Origin of the sequence: Pararhodobacter aggregans, from assembly GCF_003075525.1 — a bacterium.
Taxonomy (GTDB): Bacteria; Pseudomonadota; Alphaproteobacteria; order Rhodobacterales; family Rhodobacteraceae; genus Pararhodobacter; species Pararhodobacter aggregans.
On record NZ_QDDR01000005.1, the window covers coordinates 150,404 to 167,943 of the forward strand.

The 17,540-nt window shown below is 68.4% G+C and carries 17 protein-coding genes; 10 read left to right on the forward strand and 7 right to left on the reverse strand.

Annotated elements, in window-relative coordinates; genetic code table 11:
* The first annotated feature begins 69 nt into the window (after positions 1–69).
* From folK to DDE23_RS11350, 7 genes are all read left to right on the forward strand, one after another.
* Positions 70–654, forward strand: coding sequence for a 2-amino-4-hydroxy-6-hydroxymethyldihydropteridine diphosphokinase (folK, locus tag DDE23_RS11320; RefSeq protein WP_238149963.1), 585 nt, complete (start codon positions 70–72; stop codon positions 652–654).
* 99 nt (positions 655–753) lie between these two features.
* A complete protein-coding gene (gene rpoZ / locus DDE23_RS11325; RefSeq protein ID WP_107753816.1) occupies positions 754–1,110 on the forward strand; it encodes a DNA-directed RNA polymerase subunit omega in 357 nt (118 codons plus the stop codon).
* A gap of 23 nt (positions 1,111–1,133) precedes the next feature.
* Positions 1,134–3,320 (forward strand): RelA/SpoT family protein, encoded by a 2,187-nt coding sequence (locus tag DDE23_RS11330; protein ID WP_107753817.1) that lies wholly within the window; start codon positions 1,134–1,136, stop codon positions 3,318–3,320.
* 30 nt (positions 3,321–3,350) lie between these two features.
* Positions 3,351–3,998, forward strand: coding sequence for a DUF2062 domain-containing protein (locus DDE23_RS11335; RefSeq protein WP_107753784.1), 648 nt, complete (start codon positions 3,351–3,353; stop codon positions 3,996–3,998).
* Positions 3,995–4,741: a pyridoxine 5'-phosphate synthase gene (locus DDE23_RS11340; RefSeq protein WP_107753786.1), complete on the forward strand. Its 747-nt coding sequence runs from the start codon at positions 3,995–3,997 to the stop codon at positions 4,739–4,741. Before DDE23_RS11335 ends, DDE23_RS11340 begins: the two co-directional genes overlap by 4 nt.
* A gap of 355 nt (positions 4,742–5,096) precedes the next feature.
* Entirely contained in the window at positions 5,097–7,001 is a 1,905-nt protein-coding gene (locus tag DDE23_RS11345; RefSeq protein ID WP_238149964.1) for a polysaccharide biosynthesis protein, read from the forward strand.
* Complete coding sequence (locus tag DDE23_RS11350; RefSeq protein ID WP_107753788.1) at positions 6,998–7,486, forward strand: NUDIX domain-containing protein; 489 nt, start codon at positions 6,998–7,000, stop codon at positions 7,484–7,486. Before DDE23_RS11345 ends, DDE23_RS11350 begins: the two co-directional genes overlap by 4 nt.
* Positions 7,487–7,489: 3 nt before the next feature.
* On the opposite strand, the gene acpS is transcribed toward DDE23_RS11350, so the two are convergent.
* The 4 genes from acpS to DDE23_RS11370 form a co-directional block, all read right to left on the reverse strand.
* Positions 7,490–7,891, reverse strand: coding sequence for a holo-ACP synthase (acpS, locus tag DDE23_RS11355; RefSeq protein ID WP_107753790.1), 402 nt, complete (start codon positions 7,889–7,891; stop codon positions 7,490–7,492).
* A 24-nt stretch (positions 7,892–7,915) separates the two neighbouring features.
* Positions 7,916–8,374, reverse strand: a complete 459-nt coding sequence (locus tag DDE23_RS11360) for a hypothetical protein (protein ID WP_107753792.1) — start codon at positions 8,372–8,374, stop codon at positions 7,916–7,918.
* Positions 8,375–8,450: 76 nt separating this feature from the next.
* Positions 8,451–9,074: a LysE family translocator gene (locus DDE23_RS11365; protein WP_107753794.1), complete on the reverse strand. Its 624-nt coding sequence runs from the start codon at positions 9,072–9,074 to the stop codon at positions 8,451–8,453.
* 69 nt (positions 9,075–9,143) lie between these two features.
* Positions 9,144–9,731, reverse strand: coding sequence for a hypothetical protein (locus DDE23_RS11370; RefSeq protein ID WP_107753796.1), 588 nt, complete (start codon positions 9,729–9,731; stop codon positions 9,144–9,146).
* A 176-nt stretch (positions 9,732–9,907) separates the two neighbouring features.
* Between DDE23_RS11370 and DDE23_RS11375 the strand changes: the two genes are divergently transcribed.
* Together DDE23_RS11375 and DDE23_RS11380 are read left to right on the forward strand one after the other, a co-directional pair.
* Positions 9,908–12,349, forward strand: coding sequence for a DUF2793 domain-containing protein (locus DDE23_RS11375; protein ID WP_116548241.1), 2,442 nt, complete (start codon positions 9,908–9,910; stop codon positions 12,347–12,349).
* A 1-nt stretch (position 12,350) separates the two neighbouring features.
* A complete protein-coding gene (locus tag DDE23_RS11380) occupies positions 12,351–12,656 on the forward strand; it encodes a hypothetical protein (RefSeq protein ID WP_107753822.1) in 306 nt (101 codons plus the stop codon).
* A 6-nt stretch (positions 12,657–12,662) separates the two neighbouring features.
* Here DDE23_RS11380 and DDE23_RS11385 read toward each other — a convergent pair whose 3' ends face one another.
* The 3 genes from DDE23_RS11385 to DDE23_RS11395 are packed head-to-tail and all read right to left on the reverse strand — an operon-like array spanning position 12,663 to position 16,651.
* Complete coding sequence (locus DDE23_RS11385) at positions 12,663–14,027, reverse strand: phosphohexomutase domain-containing protein (RefSeq protein WP_107753824.1); 1,365 nt, start codon at positions 14,025–14,027, stop codon at positions 12,663–12,665.
* Between the two features lie 12 nt (positions 14,028–14,039).
* Positions 14,040–15,206 carry a nucleotide sugar dehydrogenase gene (locus DDE23_RS11390; RefSeq protein WP_107753825.1) on the reverse strand — a complete coding sequence of 389 codons (1,167 nt, stop codon included), beginning with the start codon at positions 15,204–15,206 and terminating at the stop codon, positions 14,040–14,042.
* A 23-nt stretch (positions 15,207–15,229) separates the two neighbouring features.
* Entirely contained in the window at positions 15,230–16,651 is a 1,422-nt protein-coding gene (locus DDE23_RS11395; RefSeq protein WP_107753827.1) for a mannose-1-phosphate guanylyltransferase/mannose-6-phosphate isomerase, read from the reverse strand.
* A 232-nt stretch (positions 16,652–16,883) separates the two neighbouring features.
* Between DDE23_RS11395 and DDE23_RS11400 the strand changes: the two genes are divergently transcribed.
* Positions 16,884–17,426 (forward strand): hypothetical protein, encoded by a 543-nt coding sequence (locus DDE23_RS11400; RefSeq protein WP_133239547.1) that lies wholly within the window; start codon positions 16,884–16,886, stop codon positions 17,424–17,426.
* Positions 17,427–17,540 lie beyond the last annotated feature (114 nt).

Here is a 17,540-nt window from a genome sequence, read left to right on the forward strand (position 1 = left end):
CCACGATTGGCCTGCCGCCCCTGGGTGGAGTCACGGTCTGGCGGGCGACCATATGCGACCGGAACCAGATTGGACAAAATTACGCGCACCGTCCACAGCAACCTGCACCTCGTGGCGCTCGGCAGCAACGCGACGGAGCGGGAACACTCCAATGCCGAGCTACTTAAGCAAGCTGTCGCCGAGATCAAGGCAGAAGGTTTGGCGACCCGGCGTCTGAGCCGGCTGTTTTCCACCCCCGCCTTTCCCGAGGGCGCGGGGCCGGATTTCGTGAATGCCGCTCTGGTTGTGGACAGTCCGCTGCCACCCGAGGGGGTTCTGGCCGTCCTGCACCGGGTCGAGGCGCGGATGGGCCGGGTCCGGCGCGAGCGCTGGGGGCAGCGGGTGATCGACCTCGACCTGCTGGCCTCGGGCGGGCGGGTGCTGCCCGACGAGGCGGCGCTGCGCGACTGGATGGCGCTGCCGCTGGACGAGCAGATGAAGCGCGCGCCCGACCGGCTGATCCTGCCGCATCCCCGGATGCACGAGCGCGGATTCGTCCTGGTGCCGCTGGCGGATGTGGCGCCGGACTGGGTCCATCCCTTGACCGGACAGAGCGTTCAGGCGATGCTGGCGGCGCTCGATCCGGCGGAAATCGCTGCGATCAGGCCGATTTGAGGGTCAGGGTGGCCGAAACGGGCCGGGCTGCGCTTGTCAAGCCCGGCAAATGCCGTTACATGCCAAAGGCTGACCCCTCCCATGCAGATGGAGTTCTTGATGGCCCGCGTGACGGTCGAAGATTGCGTTGACAAGGTTCCGAACCGGTTCGAGCTGGTGATCCTGGCCGCCCATCGTGCGCGCGAGATCGGGGCTGGTTCGCCGATCAGCATTGATCGCGACAACGACAAGGACCCGGTGGTCGCCCTGCGCGAGATCGCCGACGAGACTCAGGGCGCCGACCAGCTGCGCGAGCGTCTGATCGAATCGATGCGCACCCAGAACGAAGTCGACATGCCGGAAGACGACGACATGGCGATGCGCATGGGCAACCAGGCGGACCGTCCTCAGCTTGACGATCTGACCGAGGAGCAGATGCTGCGGCAACTTGTCGCGGCGCAGATCGAGCAAGACTGAGTTGGCTCGGGCCGGGTCCGATGTTGATCACGCCCGATGACCTGGTTGCGCTGGTCCGCAACTACAACCCGACCTGCGACGAAGCGCTGATCCGCCGTGCCTGGGAGTACGGCGAATCCATGCATGCCGGGCAGATGCGCCATTCCGGCGAGCCCTATTTCACGCATCCGGTCGCGGTCGCCTCGATCCTGACCGAGATGCGGCTCGACGATGCGACCATCGTCACCGCCCTGCTGCACGACACGATCGAAGACACGCGCTCGACCTATGCCGAGGTCGAGCGGATGTTCGGCCATGACGTCGCCGAACTGGTCGATGGCGTGACCAAGCTGACCAATCTGCAATTGTCGTCGGTCGAGCAGAAGGCGGCGGATGGCAAGGGCAGCGGCTCCTCGCCCGAGGCCAAGGCCTCGCCCGAGGCCAAGCAGGCCGAGAATTTCCGCAAGCTCCTGATGGCCATGTCCCGCGACCTGCGGGTGATCCTGGTCAAGCTGGCCGACCGTCTGCACAACATGCGGACCATCCGCTCGATGCGTCCCGACAAGCAGATGCAGAAGGCGCGCGAGACGATGGAGATCTTCGCGCCCCTCGCCGGCCGGATGGGCATGCAATGGATGCGCGAGGAGCTGGAGGATCTGGCCTTCCGCGTCATCAATCCCGAGGCCCGCAACTCGATCCTGCGCCGCTTCATCACGCTGCAGCGCGAATCGGGCGACGTGATCGCCCGGATCACCGCCGATATCCGTTTCGAGCTGGAAAAGGCCAATCTGGACGGCACCGTCTATGGCCGGGCGAAAAAGCCCTATTCCGTCTGGCGCAAGATGCAGGAGAAGGATCTGGCGTTCAGCCGCCTCTCCGACATCTACGGCTTCCGCATCATCGTCGATGACGTGTCCGAATGCTATCAGGCGCTGGGCCTGATCCATCAGCGCTGGCGGGCGGTGCCGGGGCGGTTCAAGGATTACATCAGCCAGCCGAAATCGAACGGCTACCGCTCGATCCACACCACGGTCTCGGGCCGTGACGGCAAGCGGGTCGAGGTGCAGATCCGCACGCGCGAGATGCACGAGGTCGCCGAGGCCGGTGTCGCCGCGCATTGGTCCTACAAGGACGGGATGCGGGCGGTGAACCCCTTCGCCATCGACCCGGCCAAGTGGATCGAGAGCCTGACGCAGCGGCTGGATGTCGACAAGGACGAGGATCACGACGAATTCCTCGAACACGTCAAGCTGGAGATGTACGCCGATCAGGTGTTCTGTTTCACGCCCAAGGGCGACGTGATCCAGCTGCCCAAAGGCGCGACGCCCCTCGATTTCGCCTATGCGATCCATACCCGGATCGGCAATGCCACCGTCTCGGCCAAGGTGGATGGGCTGCGCGTGCCGCTCTGGACCCGGCTGCGCAACGGTCAGCAGGTGGAGATCATCACCGCCGACGGCCAGCGCCCGCAGACCATGTGGATCGAGCTGGTGCATACCGGCCGGGCCAAGGCGGCGATCCGGCGGTCCCTGCGCGAGGAGGACCGCGAGCGGTTCGTGCGGCTGGGGCGCGAGCTGTGCCGCGTGGCCTTCGACAAGGTGGGCCGCCGGGTGACCGACAAGGCGCTGGACACCGCGGCAAAGACCCTCAGGCTGAAGGGCGCAAGCGATCTGCTGGCGCGCATCGGCTCCGAGGAGATCAGCGCCCGGGCGGTGGTGGCGCAGCTTTACCCCGAGACCTCGACCATGGCCGAGGTGGAGGTGGACGCGAGCCACCCGGTGATGGGTCTGGACAAGGACATCCCGTTCCGCCGGGCCAGTTGCTGCCAGCCGCTGCCGGGCGAGCGCATGGTCGGCATCACCTATCGCGGGCGGGGCGTCTTTGCCCATGCCATCGATTGCCCGGTCCTGGCCGATCTGGACAACCAGCCCGAGCGCTGGGTCGATCTGCGCTGGCTCGAGGGCAAGCACGCGGCGGTCAACAAGGTCACGCTGGAGATGACGATCTCGAACAGCGCGGGGGTGTTGGGGCGCTGCTGCACGCTGATCGGCGAGCAGGGGGCGAATATCTCGAATCTGGTGTTCAAGGACCCCAAGCCCGACTTTTTCCTCATTGCGGTCGAAATCGAGGTATCGGATGCCGAGCACTTGCACCGTATCCTGACCGTCCTATCGGCCGAAACCGACGTGGCCCAGGTCACCAGGATTCGCGACCTTAGCCTGAAGCCCTGACCGGGGCCCCCTGAACACGGACCGCCGCGCGTGATCTTCAAGCGCCGAAATCCCAGACCGCTGTTGCGGGCCATCGGCGAGTTCTTCTGGCCCCGCGGCGGCTGGCGCAGGGCGGCAACCTATGTGCTGCACCGGATGCGGCGGTTGCCCGACAGTCCCGAGCGGATCTGCATCGGCATCGCCGCCGGGCTCTATGTCTCGTTCCTGCCGCTCTATGGGCTGCATTTCCTGACCGCAGCGCTGGTCGCCTGGATCTTTCGCGGCAATATCCTGGCGGCGCTGCTGGGCACCTTCTATGGCAATCCGCTGACCTTTCCGCTGATGGCGGCGGGGGGGATGGAGCTGGGCAGCTGGCTTCTGGGGACCGAGGTGCGGGTCTCGGTCACGCGGATCGTCGGTGTCGTCGGCCGCGCGGGCAGCGAGCTGATGCACAACCTCGTCAGCGTCTTCACCGGCGAGACGGCGCAATGGGACCGGCTGATCGGTTTCTATTCCAACGTCTACCTGCCCTATATGGTGGGCGGGCTGCTTCTGGGCTTGCCCTTTGCGGTGGCTGCGTATTTCGTGCATCTGCCCTTGGTGCGCGCCTATCAGCGCAGCCGTGCCAAGCGGTTGAAGGCGCGGTTCGAGGCCGCGCGGCAGCGCCAGCGGGCGCTCGAAGCCGGAGACGAGACATGACCAAGGCCCCCCTGCGTCTGGGTGTGAACATCGACCATGTGGCGACGCTGCGCAACGCGCGCGGCTCGGCCTATCCCGACCCGGTGCGGGCCGCGCTTCTGGCCGAAGAGGCCGGGGCGGATGGCATCACCGCGCATCTGCGCGAAGACCGCCGCCACATCCGCGACGCCGATATCGAGGCGCTGATGGCGGCGCTGCGCGTGCCCCTCAATTTCGAGATGGCGGCCACGGCCGAGATGCAGGCGATCGCGCTGCGCCACCGGCCGCATGCCGTTTGTCTCGTGCCGGAAAAGCGCGAGGAGCGGACCACCGAGGGCGGGCTTGACGTCGCCGGGGATACCGGGCGTCTGGCCGATTTCATCGCGCCCCTGTCCGAGGCCGGTTGCCGGGTCTCGCTGTTCATCGGCCATGATCCCCGTCAGATCGAGGCGGCGGTGCAGGTCCGCGCCCCGGTGATCGAACTACACACCGGCGCCTATTGCGACCTGGTGGCCGAGGGCCGGGCCGAGGATGCGGCGCTGGAACTGGCGGCGCTGATGTCGGGCGCGCGCTTCGCGGCCTCGCTGGGGCTCGAGGTTCACGCGGGCCACGGGCTGAGCTTCGCCACCGTCTCACCCTTCGCGGCGACGGCGGAAATCCGCGAGCTGAACATCGGCCATTTCCTGATTTCCGAGGCGGTGTTTCTGGGCCTCGACCCGGCGATCCGCGAGATGCGGCGGCTGATGGACGCGGCGCGGGGCTGAGCCCCGCCCGTCCAGGCGTTGCCCGGCGCCCGGCATCCGCCGGCGATGCGGGGCCGAGGAGGCGTCGCGCTGCGGTTGCGAGACTGGCATTAGACCTTGTCGTGCAGTATGGATCAGGGCGGTACCTGGCGCGAGCGCTCCGGGCGGTCCGCGCCGATTGTCCGGCATGTGCGGTCGTCCGGCCCAGTGTCCGTTCGGGGTATTGCCTTTGAACGGCAGCTCTCTCGCCAGGGGTTGCTAACCTGTGGTCGCTTCGTTCGGTATCTGCGGCGAAGGGATCGCTCGTAACATATTGGAACACCGATTGACGCCCACATACGTTAAGACGCTGGCAGCCCTGGACCGGCGCGCAAAAGTGGCCCTTCAGCTTCTGTGGGATGCGGCCCTCATCGTCGCCTCGTTCATCATGGCGATGTTTCTTCGATTGGAGAGCCTGACCTTCATGGGCCGGCCCGCGGTCTGGGTCGCGCTCTTGGTGGCGGTGATCGCGACGCTGCTGGCCTTCCGCTGGCTGGGGCTCTACCGCTCGCTGGTCAGATTCATCACCGGCAAGATCCTGGTCACCGTCGGCAAGGGGGCCGTCGTCTCGGCGCTGGCGCTGGCGCTGGCCGATCTGGCCCTCGGCGCGGGCATTCCCCGGTCCGTCCCCGTAATCACGCTGATGTTCGTGTTCCTGTCGGTGGGCGGATCGCGCTTCGTCGCGCGGGCCTATTTCCGCAGCCCGCGGACGGTGAACAAGCGGCCGGTCATCATCTACGGCGCCGGTGAAGCGGGACTTCAGACCCTCAACGCCCTGTTCCACGGGCGCGAATACGCGCCGGTCGCGCTGGTCGACGATGATCCCAGCATCCAGAACATGACGGTCGGGGGGTTCAATGTCTTCCCGTCTGACCAGATCCCGGCGCTGATGAAGGAAACCGGCGCCCAGGTCGTGCTTCTGGCCATTCCCAGCATGGGCCGCGTGCGCCGCCGCGAGATCGTCGGCGCGCTGGAGGACCTGCAGCTGGAGATCAAGACGATCCCCGGCATGTCGGACATCATCAGCGGCAAGGCCAAGATCTCGGAATTGCGGACGGTCTCGGCCGAGGACCTGCTGGGGCGTGATCCCGTCGCCCCCGATCCCGAGCTTCTGAGCCGCAACATCACCGGGCGGGTGGTCATGGTTTCGGGCGCGGGGGGCTCGATCGGCAGCGAACTCTGCCGCCAGATCCTGAGCCAGCGGCCCTCGGTGCTGGTGCTCTACGAGATGTCCGAATTCGCGCTCTATGCGATCGAGGCCGAATTGGCGGAAACCTCGAAGCGGCTGGGATACGAGACGCGGATCGAGCCGATCCTGGGCTCGGTCCAGCACAGCCGCCGGCTCGAGATGGCGATCAGGGCGTTCAAGGTCCAGACCATCTATCACGCGGCCGCCTACAAGCATGTGCCCCTGGTCGAGGAGAACGTGGTCGAGGGCATCCGCAACAATGTCTTCGGCACGCTGGCCATCACCGCCGCCGCCAAGAAATGCGGGGTCGAGAATTTCATCCTGATCTCGACCGACAAGGCGGTGCGGCCCACCAATGTGATGGGCGCCACCAAGCGCATCGCCGAGCTGATCTGCCAGGCCGAGGCGCACGCGCCCTCGGGCACGGTCTTTTCCATGGTCCGTTTCGGCAATGTGCTGGGCTCCTCGGGCTCGGTCATTCCGCGTTTTCGGGCCCAGATCGAAAGCGGCGGGCCGGTCACGGTCACCCACAAGGACATCAACCGCTATTTCATGACCATCCCCGAGGCCGCGCAGCTGGTCATTCAGGCCGGCGCGCTGGGGCAGGGGGGCGATGTCTTCGTGCTGGACATGGGCGAGCCGGTCAAGATCATCGACCTTGCCTTCAGCATGGTGAAGCTGCACGGGCTGACCCCCTATCTGGTCGATCACCCCGATCAGTTCCTGCCGGAGAAGGGCGATATTCCGGTCTGCGTGACCGGGTTGCGCAAGGGCGAGAAACTCTATGAAGAGCTGTTGATCGGCAACAATCCGGCGCCGACCACCCATCCGCGGATCATGACCGCCTCGGAAGTCGCGCTGCCCAGCGCGGCCCTGTCCGAGGCGCTGGACCGGCTGTTCAAGGCCTGCGAGGCGTTCGACCTGCCGACGATCCTGGCCATGCTGCACGAACTGCCGCTGGAATATTCGCCGCTCAACACCGACGTCTCGGACCGGCTCTGGGGCGCCGAGCAGGGATCCGAGGCCCTGATCCAGGCGAGCCCGCGGCCATGAGCCAGCCCGAGGAGCGACAAGGCGGGCTTCGCCGCGCCTTGTTCAGCCGTCTGATGCACGGCTACTTCCTGATGAGCCGGAGCCTGACCATCGGCGTGCGGGCAATGGTGCGGTCGGCGGATGGGAAGTTCCTGCTGGTGCGCCACACCTATACGCCCGGATGGCATTTCCCCGGTGGCGGTGTCGAAAAGGGCCAGACGACCGAGACCGCCCTGCGGCGGGAATTGCTGCAGGAGACGGATCTGGAACTGATCGGCCGTCCGGTGCTGCACGGCGTCTTCTACAACGGCAAGGTCAGCAAGCGCGACCACGTCCTGGCCTATCTGTGCGAGGTCAGCGGCCGGGTGCCGGGCAAGCCCGCCAGCGTCGAGATCGCCGAGATCGGTTATTTCGGTCTCGAGGATCTGCCGCAGGATACCGATCCCGGCACCGAGCGCCGGATGCGGGAGGTCGTCGAGGGGCTGGGGCAAAGCGCCTGCTGGTAGCGCTCAGGCCAGCGGGCGGGCCTCGATCACCACGAAGGCCTGCGCCCAGGGATGGTCGTCGGTGAGCGAGACATGCACCACGGCCTCGTGCCCGGGCGGCGTCATCGTCGCCAGCCTCTCGGCCGCCCAGCCGGTCAGCACCATGGTCGGCTGACCGCCCCGGCGGTTCACCACGCCCATGTCCTTCCACGAGATGCCCATGGCAAGGCCGGTTCCCAGCGCCTTGGAACAGGCCTCTTTCGCGGCCCAGCGTTTGGCGAGCGTCCCGGCCTCGTCCCTGCGGCGGGCGGCCTTGGCCAGTTCCAGATCGGTGAAGACCCGCCGCCGGAAGCGGTCGCCGAAGCGGTCGAGCGTGCCCTGGATCCGGTCGATATTGGCCAGATCCGTCCCGATGCCCAGAATCACGCCCCGTTCCTCACCCTGCTGTCCTCATTCCGCCGTCACGGCGCCGCTCGCCTGATTGATGCGGATTTCCATCCGCTCCTCGATCGGCTGGGCGCCGTTCTCGACCCCCTGATGCCAGTGATAGACCGGCAAGGACAGCAGCAATCCGCGCGCCGGATCGTAGCTGGCGGTCAGGCGCGGGATGTCCACGGCATAGAATCCCTGACCCGGCGAGGCCGAGGCGACATGGCATTGCCGATAGACCGGCCCGTCCGAGCCATTGCCCGAGGGCGACAGGATCAGCAGATGCGAGGCGCAGCACACCGGTTCGCCGCCGGTATCCAGCCGCGCCACCCGGATCGCGCCGTTGGCGAAGGTGCGGGTGCTGATCTCCCAGGGTTCGGCGATATTGGCCGGGTTCGCAACCCAGTCGCATTCGGTGATGACCTGCGCCTGGGTCGAGGCGGCCAGCAGGGAAAAGGCGGCGGCAAGAACGGCTTTCATGGCAAACTCCGGTTCTGAAAGCCCCATCATCCCCGATGCAGCGGTCCCGGGCAACGCCCCGCGCGAAGACGTGAGGTCAGGTGAGCCGGGCGGTCAGGATCTTGAAAGCGGCAAAGCCGAACAGCACCGCGAAGGCCGCGTCGAACCAGCGCCGGGCCCGCAGATAGGCGCGGGCGACGGGGCGGGCGGAAAAGGCCAGCGCCATGGCGGTGAAGGTCAGGACCGAGGTGGCGAGGCACGACAGCCCCACCTGCCAGAGGACCGAGGCAGGCGCCCCAGGCGGCACCGCCACGGCAAAGACCGCGCCCCAGAACAGCACCGCCTTGGGGTTGGTCAGGTGGATGAGCGCGCCGCGGGCCCAGGCGTGGCGCAGGCTCTCGGCCCCCGCGTCGCGGGCCGCGGCCGCGCCGGGGCGCAGCGCCGAGCGGGCCGATTTCCACGCCAGGAAGGCCAGATAGCCCGCCCCCGCATAGCGCAGCGCCTCCAGCGCCCAGGCGTGGCTCATCATCGCCGCGCCCAGCCCCATGCCGGCGACCAGCGCCCAGCAGGCAGAGCCTGCGACAACGCCCAGCGCCACCGCCAGCCCGCGCGCGCGTCCGGCGCCCATCGCCGTGCCGGTGATGGCCAGCGTGGCGGGACCGGGCGAGGAAATGGCGATCACCCAGGCGATGAGGATCGGGATCAGGTCGGACAGCGGCATGGCGGGCTCCGGGGCAGGTCGGGGCCGAGAGTACCGGGCCGCGGGCGCGGTGCAAGCGGCAAGTGGCGCTCAGGCCAGCCTCAGAAGGGCGATGAGGGCGCCCAGCAGGTAAAGCCCGGCCAGCACGCTCTGCAGAATCCGGGCGTGGCTTGCATAGGCGGCGCGGGGGCGGGGGCGCGACAGGCCGTAGGCGAGCGCGGCGTAAAGGGCGGCGACCAGCGCCAGCCCGGGCAGCGCGCTCCAGCCCAGATCGGCGATCTGCCCCGGCTCGCTGGCCCAGCGCAGGGCGACGCCGGGCTGCGTGCCATGCACGAGCGCGGCGAGGCCGATGGCCACGGCTGCCGATCCCGGCCCCTGCGCGGCCCGGCCCAACGCGGCCCGCGCCGCGGCCCCGGCCAGCCCCAGCAGGACCAGCGCCGAAAGCGCGGTCAGCCAGCGGCCGCCCGGGACGCCGCCCGCCAATCCCGACCAGCCCAGCAGGGTCCAGCCCAGCACCGCCAGCACCACCCCGGCGGCGGCGGCCAGACCCCGGGCCAGCCCGCCCCCGGCGGCGCTGGCCGCGACCAGCAGGGCGGCGGGCCAGGGCGAGGCGATCAGCAGCGTCCGCACCAGCAGGATCAGGATCAGCACCAGCGACAGTTCCGAACCGGTCATCATCGCGCAGCCCTCCTCCGGGGATGGCCCGGGCCCGTGCCATGATCCCCGGAACCCGGACTTTGTCGAGGGGCGATGCCGGGCCGGGCCTTCACAGAAGGTGAACGCGCCGCGCGGTGGCTTCGCGGTCGTTAAGGATGGCGTCGCTATCACTCCGGGGCAAATCGCGAGGAGCCCCGATGTCCGACCATTCGCCCCGGCTTGACCTGCCCTATCTCCAATCCGCGCAAGCCCAGAAGCACGTGACCCATAACGAGGCGCTGCGGATCCTCGACATGGTGACGCAGCTGACCCTCGTCGCCTTCGACCAGACGGTCCCGCCCGCGTTGCCGCAGGAGGGCGAGGTCTATGCCCTGGGCCTCGGCGCCAGTGGCGACTGGCTGGGCCATGACGGCGAGCTGGCGCTGCTGGCCGATGGCTATTGGCACTTCGTTACCCCGCAGCCGGGCTGGATGGCGACGCAGGCGGGGACCGACGTGCTGCGCCTCTGGACCGGCAGCGCCTGGGTTGCGCCCGAGGAACCCTCGCTGCAGAACCTGCCGGGGGTCGGGGTCAACACCACCTCGGACGGGCTGAACCGGCTGGCGGTGGCCTCGGCCAATACCCTGCTGACCCACGAGGGGGCCGGGCATCAGCTGAAGATCAACAAGGCCAGCGTGTCGGACACCGCCTCGCTGCTGTTTCAGGACGATTGGTCGGGCCGGGCCGAGATGGGGCTGGCGGGCGACGACGATTTCCACATCAAGGTCAGCGCCGATGGCAGCAGCTGGCACGAGGCGCTGAGCATCGACGCGGGCACCGGCACGGTGGCGCTGGCGCTGGCGCCGATGGCGCGGCTCGACCTGGCGGCGGTCACGGCCAGCAAGGCGATCACGGCGGTGGATGTGCTGGTCTATGACACCGGCCGCGACAGCGACGGCGGGGCCTGGCGCAAGCGCTGCCAGCACACCAGCTGGTGGAACGAGACCCTGAACACCGCCACCCGCGGCGCGCGGCGGGAATTCCCGGCGGTGGCGGTGATCGTGGCCGAGGCGGGGAAGCTGACCATCCACGATGGCGACGACCCGGCCCTGCCGATGTGGCGGGTGCTGGATTTCACAGGCTACAGCCTCAAGGCCATCGCCGCGCGGAACGGCCAGATCGCGGTGGCGCTGGCGGCGAACGGGGTCTCGATCCTCGATTTCCCGGGCGATGCGCTGTCGGTCGCCCCCCGGGTCACCACCGCCACCACCCCCGCCCTCGTCAGCAACGTCACCCATGACATCGCCCTCACCCTCCTGCCCGGGGCGCCCGCCGATCCGGCCACCGGCCTGCCGGTGCCGACCATCGCCGTGGCCACCAGCGGCGGGGTCTCGGTCATCAGGGACGACGGCAGCGTCGTCGATATCGCCTATTCCGCCTATTCGGTCAGCGCCCGGGTGGCCTTCCGCGGTGATGGCGCCCTGGTCTTTTCCGTCGATTCCTCGGCGATGAACCAGCGGTGGGTGCATGTGTTCCACCGCATCCCCGCCGCCGACATTCTGGAGGCCAACGGCTACACCAAGGGCGCGTCGGACGAGCATTACGCCGCGCTCTACAACGCGGCCTACAACCTCGACCGGCAATGGCCGGGGGTGTGGACCGGGGTGGAAGCGACGAGCAACGGTGTCAGACGGCTTGCGCCCGACGCCTGGGGCAGCTCCCAGGGGCTGATCCGGCTGGCGCCGGATCCCTCGGCCCCGACCAAGGGCATGCTGACCGCGATTTCGGCCAGCCATACCAGCGGCTGGCTGGTCGGCGCGACCAAGGGCGCCTGGCTGGCCGGCACCGCCGCCACGGCGCTGGTCGGGGACGGCACGCTGAGCGACCCCGACCGCTCGACCAGCGCCCTGGGCCTTCTGGTGCATGGCACGCTGACCCGGACAGCGGTCGCGGCCGGGGCGGAGCTGGTCGGCTACAGCGGCTGGTCGGCGGCGAATTACCTCGAGCAGGCCTACAACCCGGCGCTGGACTTGGGGACCGGGGATTTCTGCGTCATGGGCTGGGTGAATTACCCCGCCGGGGGCGCGCAATATCTCTTCGCCCGGCAGGACGCGGCCCAATCCGGCCCGCGGCTGCGGATCTACACCGGCGGCGGCTCGATCACCGCAAGTTCGAGCGGCGCCACCCTGACCGGGACGCTGGCGATGACGGTCGGGGCCTGGGGGCATGTGGTCTATCTGCGGAAGGACGGCGTCGCGCAGCTCTATCTCAACGGGCGGCTGCATCTGTCGGCGGCGGATGCGGCGAGCGTCAGCAACACCAGCGCGGTGACGCGGCTGGGGGCCAATGTGAACGGGGCGTTCCCGCTGACGGCGGGCGCGCTGGCGCTGTGGCGGATCGGCGCGACCGCCCCCTCGGCCGAGCAGATCCGCAAGATCCACGCCGACGAGAAGGCCCTGTTTCAGCCCGGCGCGCATTGCACGCTCTACGGCGCCTCGGATGCCGTGACGGCGCTGGCGCAGGATCCGGTGACCGGCCTCCTGCATGTCGGCACCAGCGCGGGCCGCAGCGATTTCCGGGGCCTGCGCCGCATCGCCAACACCACCACCGCCGTGACCACCGCGATCAGCGCGATGGGCGGCATGATCGCGGAGCAATGAGATGAATGTCCGTATCGACAAACCCTCCCTGATCCTGCGCGAGGAACTGGCGCGCCTTGCCGGGCTTGAGCAACGGACCGGGGCGGTCCCGCCCACCGCGCTGGGCTATGCCGGGGACGGTACCACCAAGACCTTCGCCTGCAGGGCGGGCCATCGGCCGGGTGTGGTCTGGAAGGACGGGGTCATGCAGCGGCAGGGGCCGGGCGACGCCTATGTCGTCAGCTACGACGGTTTCACCCACAAGGTGGTCTTTGCCGTGGCGCCCGCCGTGGCGGCACGGGTCGACATCCTGCAATGGCGGGCCTGAGCCGGGTCAGGCCGCAATCAGCGCGCGGATCTGGTCGACGCGGGCGGCGACCAGATCCGGGTTCGCCCGCGATTCCACATTGAGGCGCAAGAGCGGCTCGGTGTTGGACGCCCTGAGGTTCAGCCGCCAATCGGCAAAGCAGAGCGACAGCCCGTCGGTGTCGTCGCGTGACAGGGCGCCCGGGGCAAAGGCGGCCTCGACCCGGGCAATGGCGGCGGCGGTATCGGCGACGCGGAAATTGATCTCGCCGGACGAGGGAAAGGCGGCGCGGCGGGCGTCGACCATCTGCGCCAGCGTCTGGCCGCGACGGCCCATCAGTTCCACCACCAGCAGCCAGGGGATCATGCCGCTGTCGCAGGCGACGAAATCGCGGAAATAATGATGCGCCGACATCTCGCCGCCATAGACGGCGCCGGTCTCGCGCATCGCCTGCTTGATGAAGGCGTGCCCGGTGCGGGACTGGATCGCCTGTCCCCCGGCTGCGCTGACCACATCGAGCGTGTTCCAGACGACGCGCGGGTCGTGCACGATCTTCGCACCGGGCTCCTTGGCGAGGAAGGCCTCGGCCAGCAGGCCCACGAGGTATTCGCCGGGGGTGAAGCGGCCCTCGGCATCGAAGAAGAAGCAGCGGTCGAAATCGCCGTCCCAGGCGATGCCCAGATCGGCGCCCGCCGCGCGCACGGCCTCGGCGGTGGCGGGCTGGTTCTCGTCAAGCAGCGGGTTCGGGATGCCGTTGGGGAAACGGCCGTCCGGCTGGTGATGCATCCGCACGACGCTGAGGGGGGCGCCCTGAGCCTCCAACGCGGTCATGATCGCGTCGAAGGTGGGGCCGGCGGCGCCGTTGCCGGCATTGACCAGCAGTTTCAGCGGCCGGAGCGCCGGAATGTCGACGAAGGACAGCACCCGCGCGACATAGGCGTCGCGGGCGCCCTCGGCCGGGATGACCCGACCGGGCTGCGGGGCCGGGGCGAAGGCGCCGCTTTCGGCCAGCGCCTTGACCCGGGCGAGGTCGGTTGCGGGGTCGAGCGGGGCGGAGCCCGCCTTCACCATCTTCATCCCGTTGTAATCCATCGGATTGTGCGAGGCGGTCACGCAGATCCCACCGTCGGCCGCAAAATGGCTGGTGGCGAAATACATCTCCTCCGTGCCGGACAGGCCGAGGTCCAGAACCTCCACCCCTTGCGCGACCAGCCCCTCGGCCACCGCCGCCGCCAGGCTCTCGGACGAGGCGCGGATGTCGCGGCCCAGCACCACCCGGCGGGCACCCAGGGCTTCGGCAAAGGCGCGGCCGATGGCATGGGCGATAGTCTCGTCCAGATCCTCGCCCAGCTTGCCGCGGATGTCATAGGCCTTGAAACAGGTCATCGGCATGGGCCGCCCCCCTCAATTCGCGCCGAACAGGTCGCGGGTGAAGACCTTGTCGGCCACATCCTCCAGATCCGGGGTCATGCGGTTGGCGATGATGAGATCGGCCCCGGCCTTGAAGGCGTCGATGTTGCGGATCACCCGCGAGCCGAAGAAACTGTCCTCGGCGATCACCGGCTCAAAAATGATGACTTCGATCCCCTTGCCCTTGAGCCGCTTCATGATCCCCTGGATCGAGGATTGGCGGAAATTGTCCGATCCCGCCTTCATCACCAGCCGGTAGACGCCCACCACCCGGGGGTTGGTCGCGGCGATCCGCTCGGCCAGGAAATCCTTGCGGGTGCGGTTGGCCTCGACAATCGCGGCGATCATGTTCTGTGGCACGCCGCGGTAATTGGCCAGCAATTGCTTGGTGTCCTTGGGCAGGCAATAACCGCCATAGCCGAAGGAGGGGTTGTTGTAATGGCTGCCGATCCGGGGATCGAGGCCCACGCCCTCGATGATCTGGCGGCTGTCCATGTTCCCGGCCATGGCGTAGCTGTCCAGCTCGTTGAAGAAGGCCACCCGCATGGCGAGATAGGTGTTCGAGAAAAGCTTGATCGCCTCGGCCTCGTCGGGGTCGGTGAACAGCATCGGCACATCCGGCTCTGCTGCCCCTTCCTGCAGCAGCCGGGCGAAGACCCGCGCCGCCTCGCCCCGGTCGCCGACGATGATCCGCGACGGGTGGAGGTTGTCGTGCAGCGCGCGCCCCTCGCGCAGGAATTCGGGCGAGAAGATCACCCGGTCGCTGCCGACCTTCTGGCGCAGCTTGCGGATATGGCCGACCGGCACCGTCGATTTGACGATGATCGCGGCGGCGGGATTGGCGGCCAGCACCGCGCGCACCGTCGAATCGACCGAGGACGTGTCGAAATGGTTATGCTCGGAATCGTAATCGGTGGGCGTGGCGATGATGACGTAATCGGCGCCCTCGACCGCGGCGGCCAGATGGGTTGTCGCGGTCAGGGACAGCGGCTTGCGGGCAAGGAAATCCTCAAGCTCGGGATCCTCGATGGGGCTTTTGCGATCATTGACCATCGCCACCCTCTCGGGCGCGATATCGACCGCTGTCACCTCGTTGTGCTGCGCCAGCAGCACCGCGTTCGACAGGCCGACATAGCCCAGCCCCACCACCGCGATTTTCATGCTCATACTCCCGTGTGCCCGGTCTAGCCGCGGGCGTAATCGTCTTCGTAGCGGATGATGTCATCCTCGCCGAGATAGGCGCCGGTCTGCACCTCGATCAGCACCATCGGCACCTTGCCGGGGTTCTTCATCCGGTGAACCGCACCCAGCGGGATATAGACCGACTGGTTCTCGGTGACGAGGCGGACCTCGGTGCCGATGGTCACCTCGGCCGTGCCGGAGACGACGATCCAGTGTTCGGCCCGGTGATGGTGCGATTGCAAGGACAGGGCGGCGCCGGGATGGACCACGATGCGCTTGACCTGAAAGCGTTCGCTCAGCACCAGACTTTCGTACCAGCCCCAGGGCCGGTGGTCGCGCGGGAAGGATTCGGCCTGCCGCGCCTGCTTGGCTTTCAGCGCCGCGACCACGCGTTTCACGTCCTGCGCCCGGCTCGCGTCGGCGACCAACACGGCATCGGGCATGGCGACGGCGATGATGTTCTGAAGGCCGAGGCCCACCAGTTCCACCCGCGCATCCTCGGACCGCAGGAGCGAATCGGTGCAGTCGATGGCGGTGGCGTGGCCGGTGGTGGCGACGCCGTTCTGGTCGCGCTCGCCCGCGCGCCAGACCGCGTCCCAGCCGCCAAGGTCGGACCAGCCGGCCGTATAGGGCACCACGGCCAGATTGTCGGCGCGTTCCATCACCGCATAGTCGATGGAGATGTCGCGCACCCGGCTCCAGGCCGCGGGGTCGAGCCGCAGGAAGCCGAGGTCCGGCCGCGCCGCGTCGAGCGAGGCGGCGACCGGCTCCATCAGGTCGGGGGCGTGGATGCGGAAGGCCTCGATGATCGCGGCGACAGAGAAAAGGAAGATCCCCGCGTTCCACAGATGCTTGCCCGAGGCGACCATCGCCTCGGCCCGCGCGAGGTCGGGCTTTTCGACAAAGCGCAGCAGGTCCATGACCTTGGGCGCCGCGCCGTCCAGGCATTCGGCGAGTTCCAGATAACCATAGCCCGTCTCGGCGTGATCGGGGGCGATGCCGAAGGTGACCAGCTTCCCGGCCAGCGCGGCCGGGCGGCCCAGCTCGACCGCGGCGCGGAAGGCGGGGGCGTCGGGCACAACATGGTCCGAAGGCGCGACCAGCATCAGCGCCTCGGGGTTTTCGCGCGCCAGCCAGAGGGCGGCGGCCAGCACGGCGGGGGCGGTATTCTTGCCTTCGGGCTCGATCAGCACGGCGCCGGGGTCGATCCCGGCGGCGGCCAGCTGCTCGGTGACGATGAAGCGGAAGTCCGAATTGGTCAGGACCAGCGGCGCGGCGAAACCCGGCCCCGAAAGCCGCCGGGCCGAGGCCTGGAACAGCGTCTCCTCGCCGATCAGCGGCGTGAATTGCTTGGGATAGGACTTCCGCGACAGCGGCCAGAGCCGGGTGCCCGACCCTCCGGACAACAGAACCGGGGTGATCACAGAGAATCTCCTGCTACAGAACCGAACTTTGCTCAGCGTGTCTGCCTGCCATCCTGGGCCTTATCGAGGCCAAATTAAGGATTTCGTGTCTGCTGGGCGGCGCGCTGCCACAGAAGTGCCCCGATGCGGCGGGGGAGTTCTTGCCAAAGGATGATACCGCCGCGCTTGGGCTTCGTCTTTCTTTCGGCCTTGCGGAGCAGGGTCTCGGGTCTTGCCGGATCTGGAGGATCTGATGACCGAAGCCGAAATCGAGGCCCTGCTGGCCGCCGCGGGGCTGGTCCCGGGCGCGGCCCCGCTGACCAAGCAGCAATTGACCGACCGGATCATGGCGATCCTGGACCGTGACTGGCCGCTGGCCATGCGCGAGGCCTCGCCCGTGGAGTATGCCGCCTGGCGCGACGCGGCCGAGCCCGCGCGGCTGCGGGCGGTGGAGGCCAATCTCTTCAACATCCGGCTGGCGGCCTACCGGCAGGCGGTGGCGCGTCTCGCGCTTTTCCGGCTGGCCGAGGGGCGTGCGGCGGTCAGCGAAACGCTGGCGACCGGGGATCTGGACGCCGAGGGACAGCCGCTGTTCCAGACGGTGATCGTGCAGGCGGCGATCGCCCCCCTGCCTGCGCAGATCGAGCGGCCGGTGATCGATCCGCTGAGCGGAGAGCAGACCGGCAGCGAGAGCCTGGCGAACCCCTCCATCGCCGAGGATGAGGCCGCGCGGGCCGCGGCGCAGGCGTTGATCGCGGCCACGCCCGCGGCGGTGGTGGCCTTCGCCGCCGCCTGAGCCCGGGCCTGACCCCGGGCCTGAGCCGGTCCATCGAGCCGGGGCACCCGAGCGGGTGCTCCGGCTTTCCTTTTTCGCGGATTTGACTGTGCCTGTGCCGGCTTGTCCGAGATC

Coding starts and splice junctions, on each gene's coding strand:
- DDE23_RS11365 (WP_107753794.1), bottom strand. CDS start 9,074: ATGCCGCTGTCCGACCTGATCCCGATCCTCATCGCCTGGGTGATCGCC.
- DDE23_RS11350 (WP_107753788.1), top strand. CDS start 6,998: ATGAGCCAGCCCGAGGAGCGACAAGGCGGGCTTCGCCGCGCCTTGTTC.
- DDE23_RS11400 (WP_133239547.1), top strand. CDS start 16,884: ATGACCGAAGCCGAAATCGAGGCCCTGCTGGCCGCCGCGGGGCTGGTC.
- DDE23_RS11385 (WP_107753824.1), bottom strand. CDS start 14,027: ATGCCGATGACCTGTTTCAAGGCCTATGACATCCGCGGCAAGCTGGGC.
- DDE23_RS11390 (WP_107753825.1), bottom strand. CDS start 15,206: ATGAAAATCGCGGTGGTGGGGCTGGGCTATGTCGGCCTGTCGAACGCG.
- DDE23_RS11360 (WP_107753792.1), bottom strand. CDS start 8,374: ATGAAAGCCGTTCTTGCCGCCGCCTTTTCCCTGCTGGCCGCCTCGACC.
- rpoZ (WP_107753816.1), top strand. CDS start 754: ATGGCCCGCGTGACGGTCGAAGATTGCGTTGACAAGGTTCCGAACCGG.
- DDE23_RS11340 (WP_107753786.1), top strand. CDS start 3,995: ATGACCAAGGCCCCCCTGCGTCTGGGTGTGAACATCGACCATGTGGCG.
- DDE23_RS11375 (WP_116548241.1), top strand. CDS start 9,908: ATGTCCGACCATTCGCCCCGGCTTGACCTGCCCTATCTCCAATCCGCG.
- DDE23_RS11380 (WP_107753822.1), top strand. CDS start 12,351: ATGAATGTCCGTATCGACAAACCCTCCCTGATCCTGCGCGAGGAACTG.
- DDE23_RS11370 (WP_107753796.1), bottom strand. CDS start 9,731: ATGATGACCGGTTCGGAACTGTCGCTGGTGCTGATCCTGATCCTGCTG.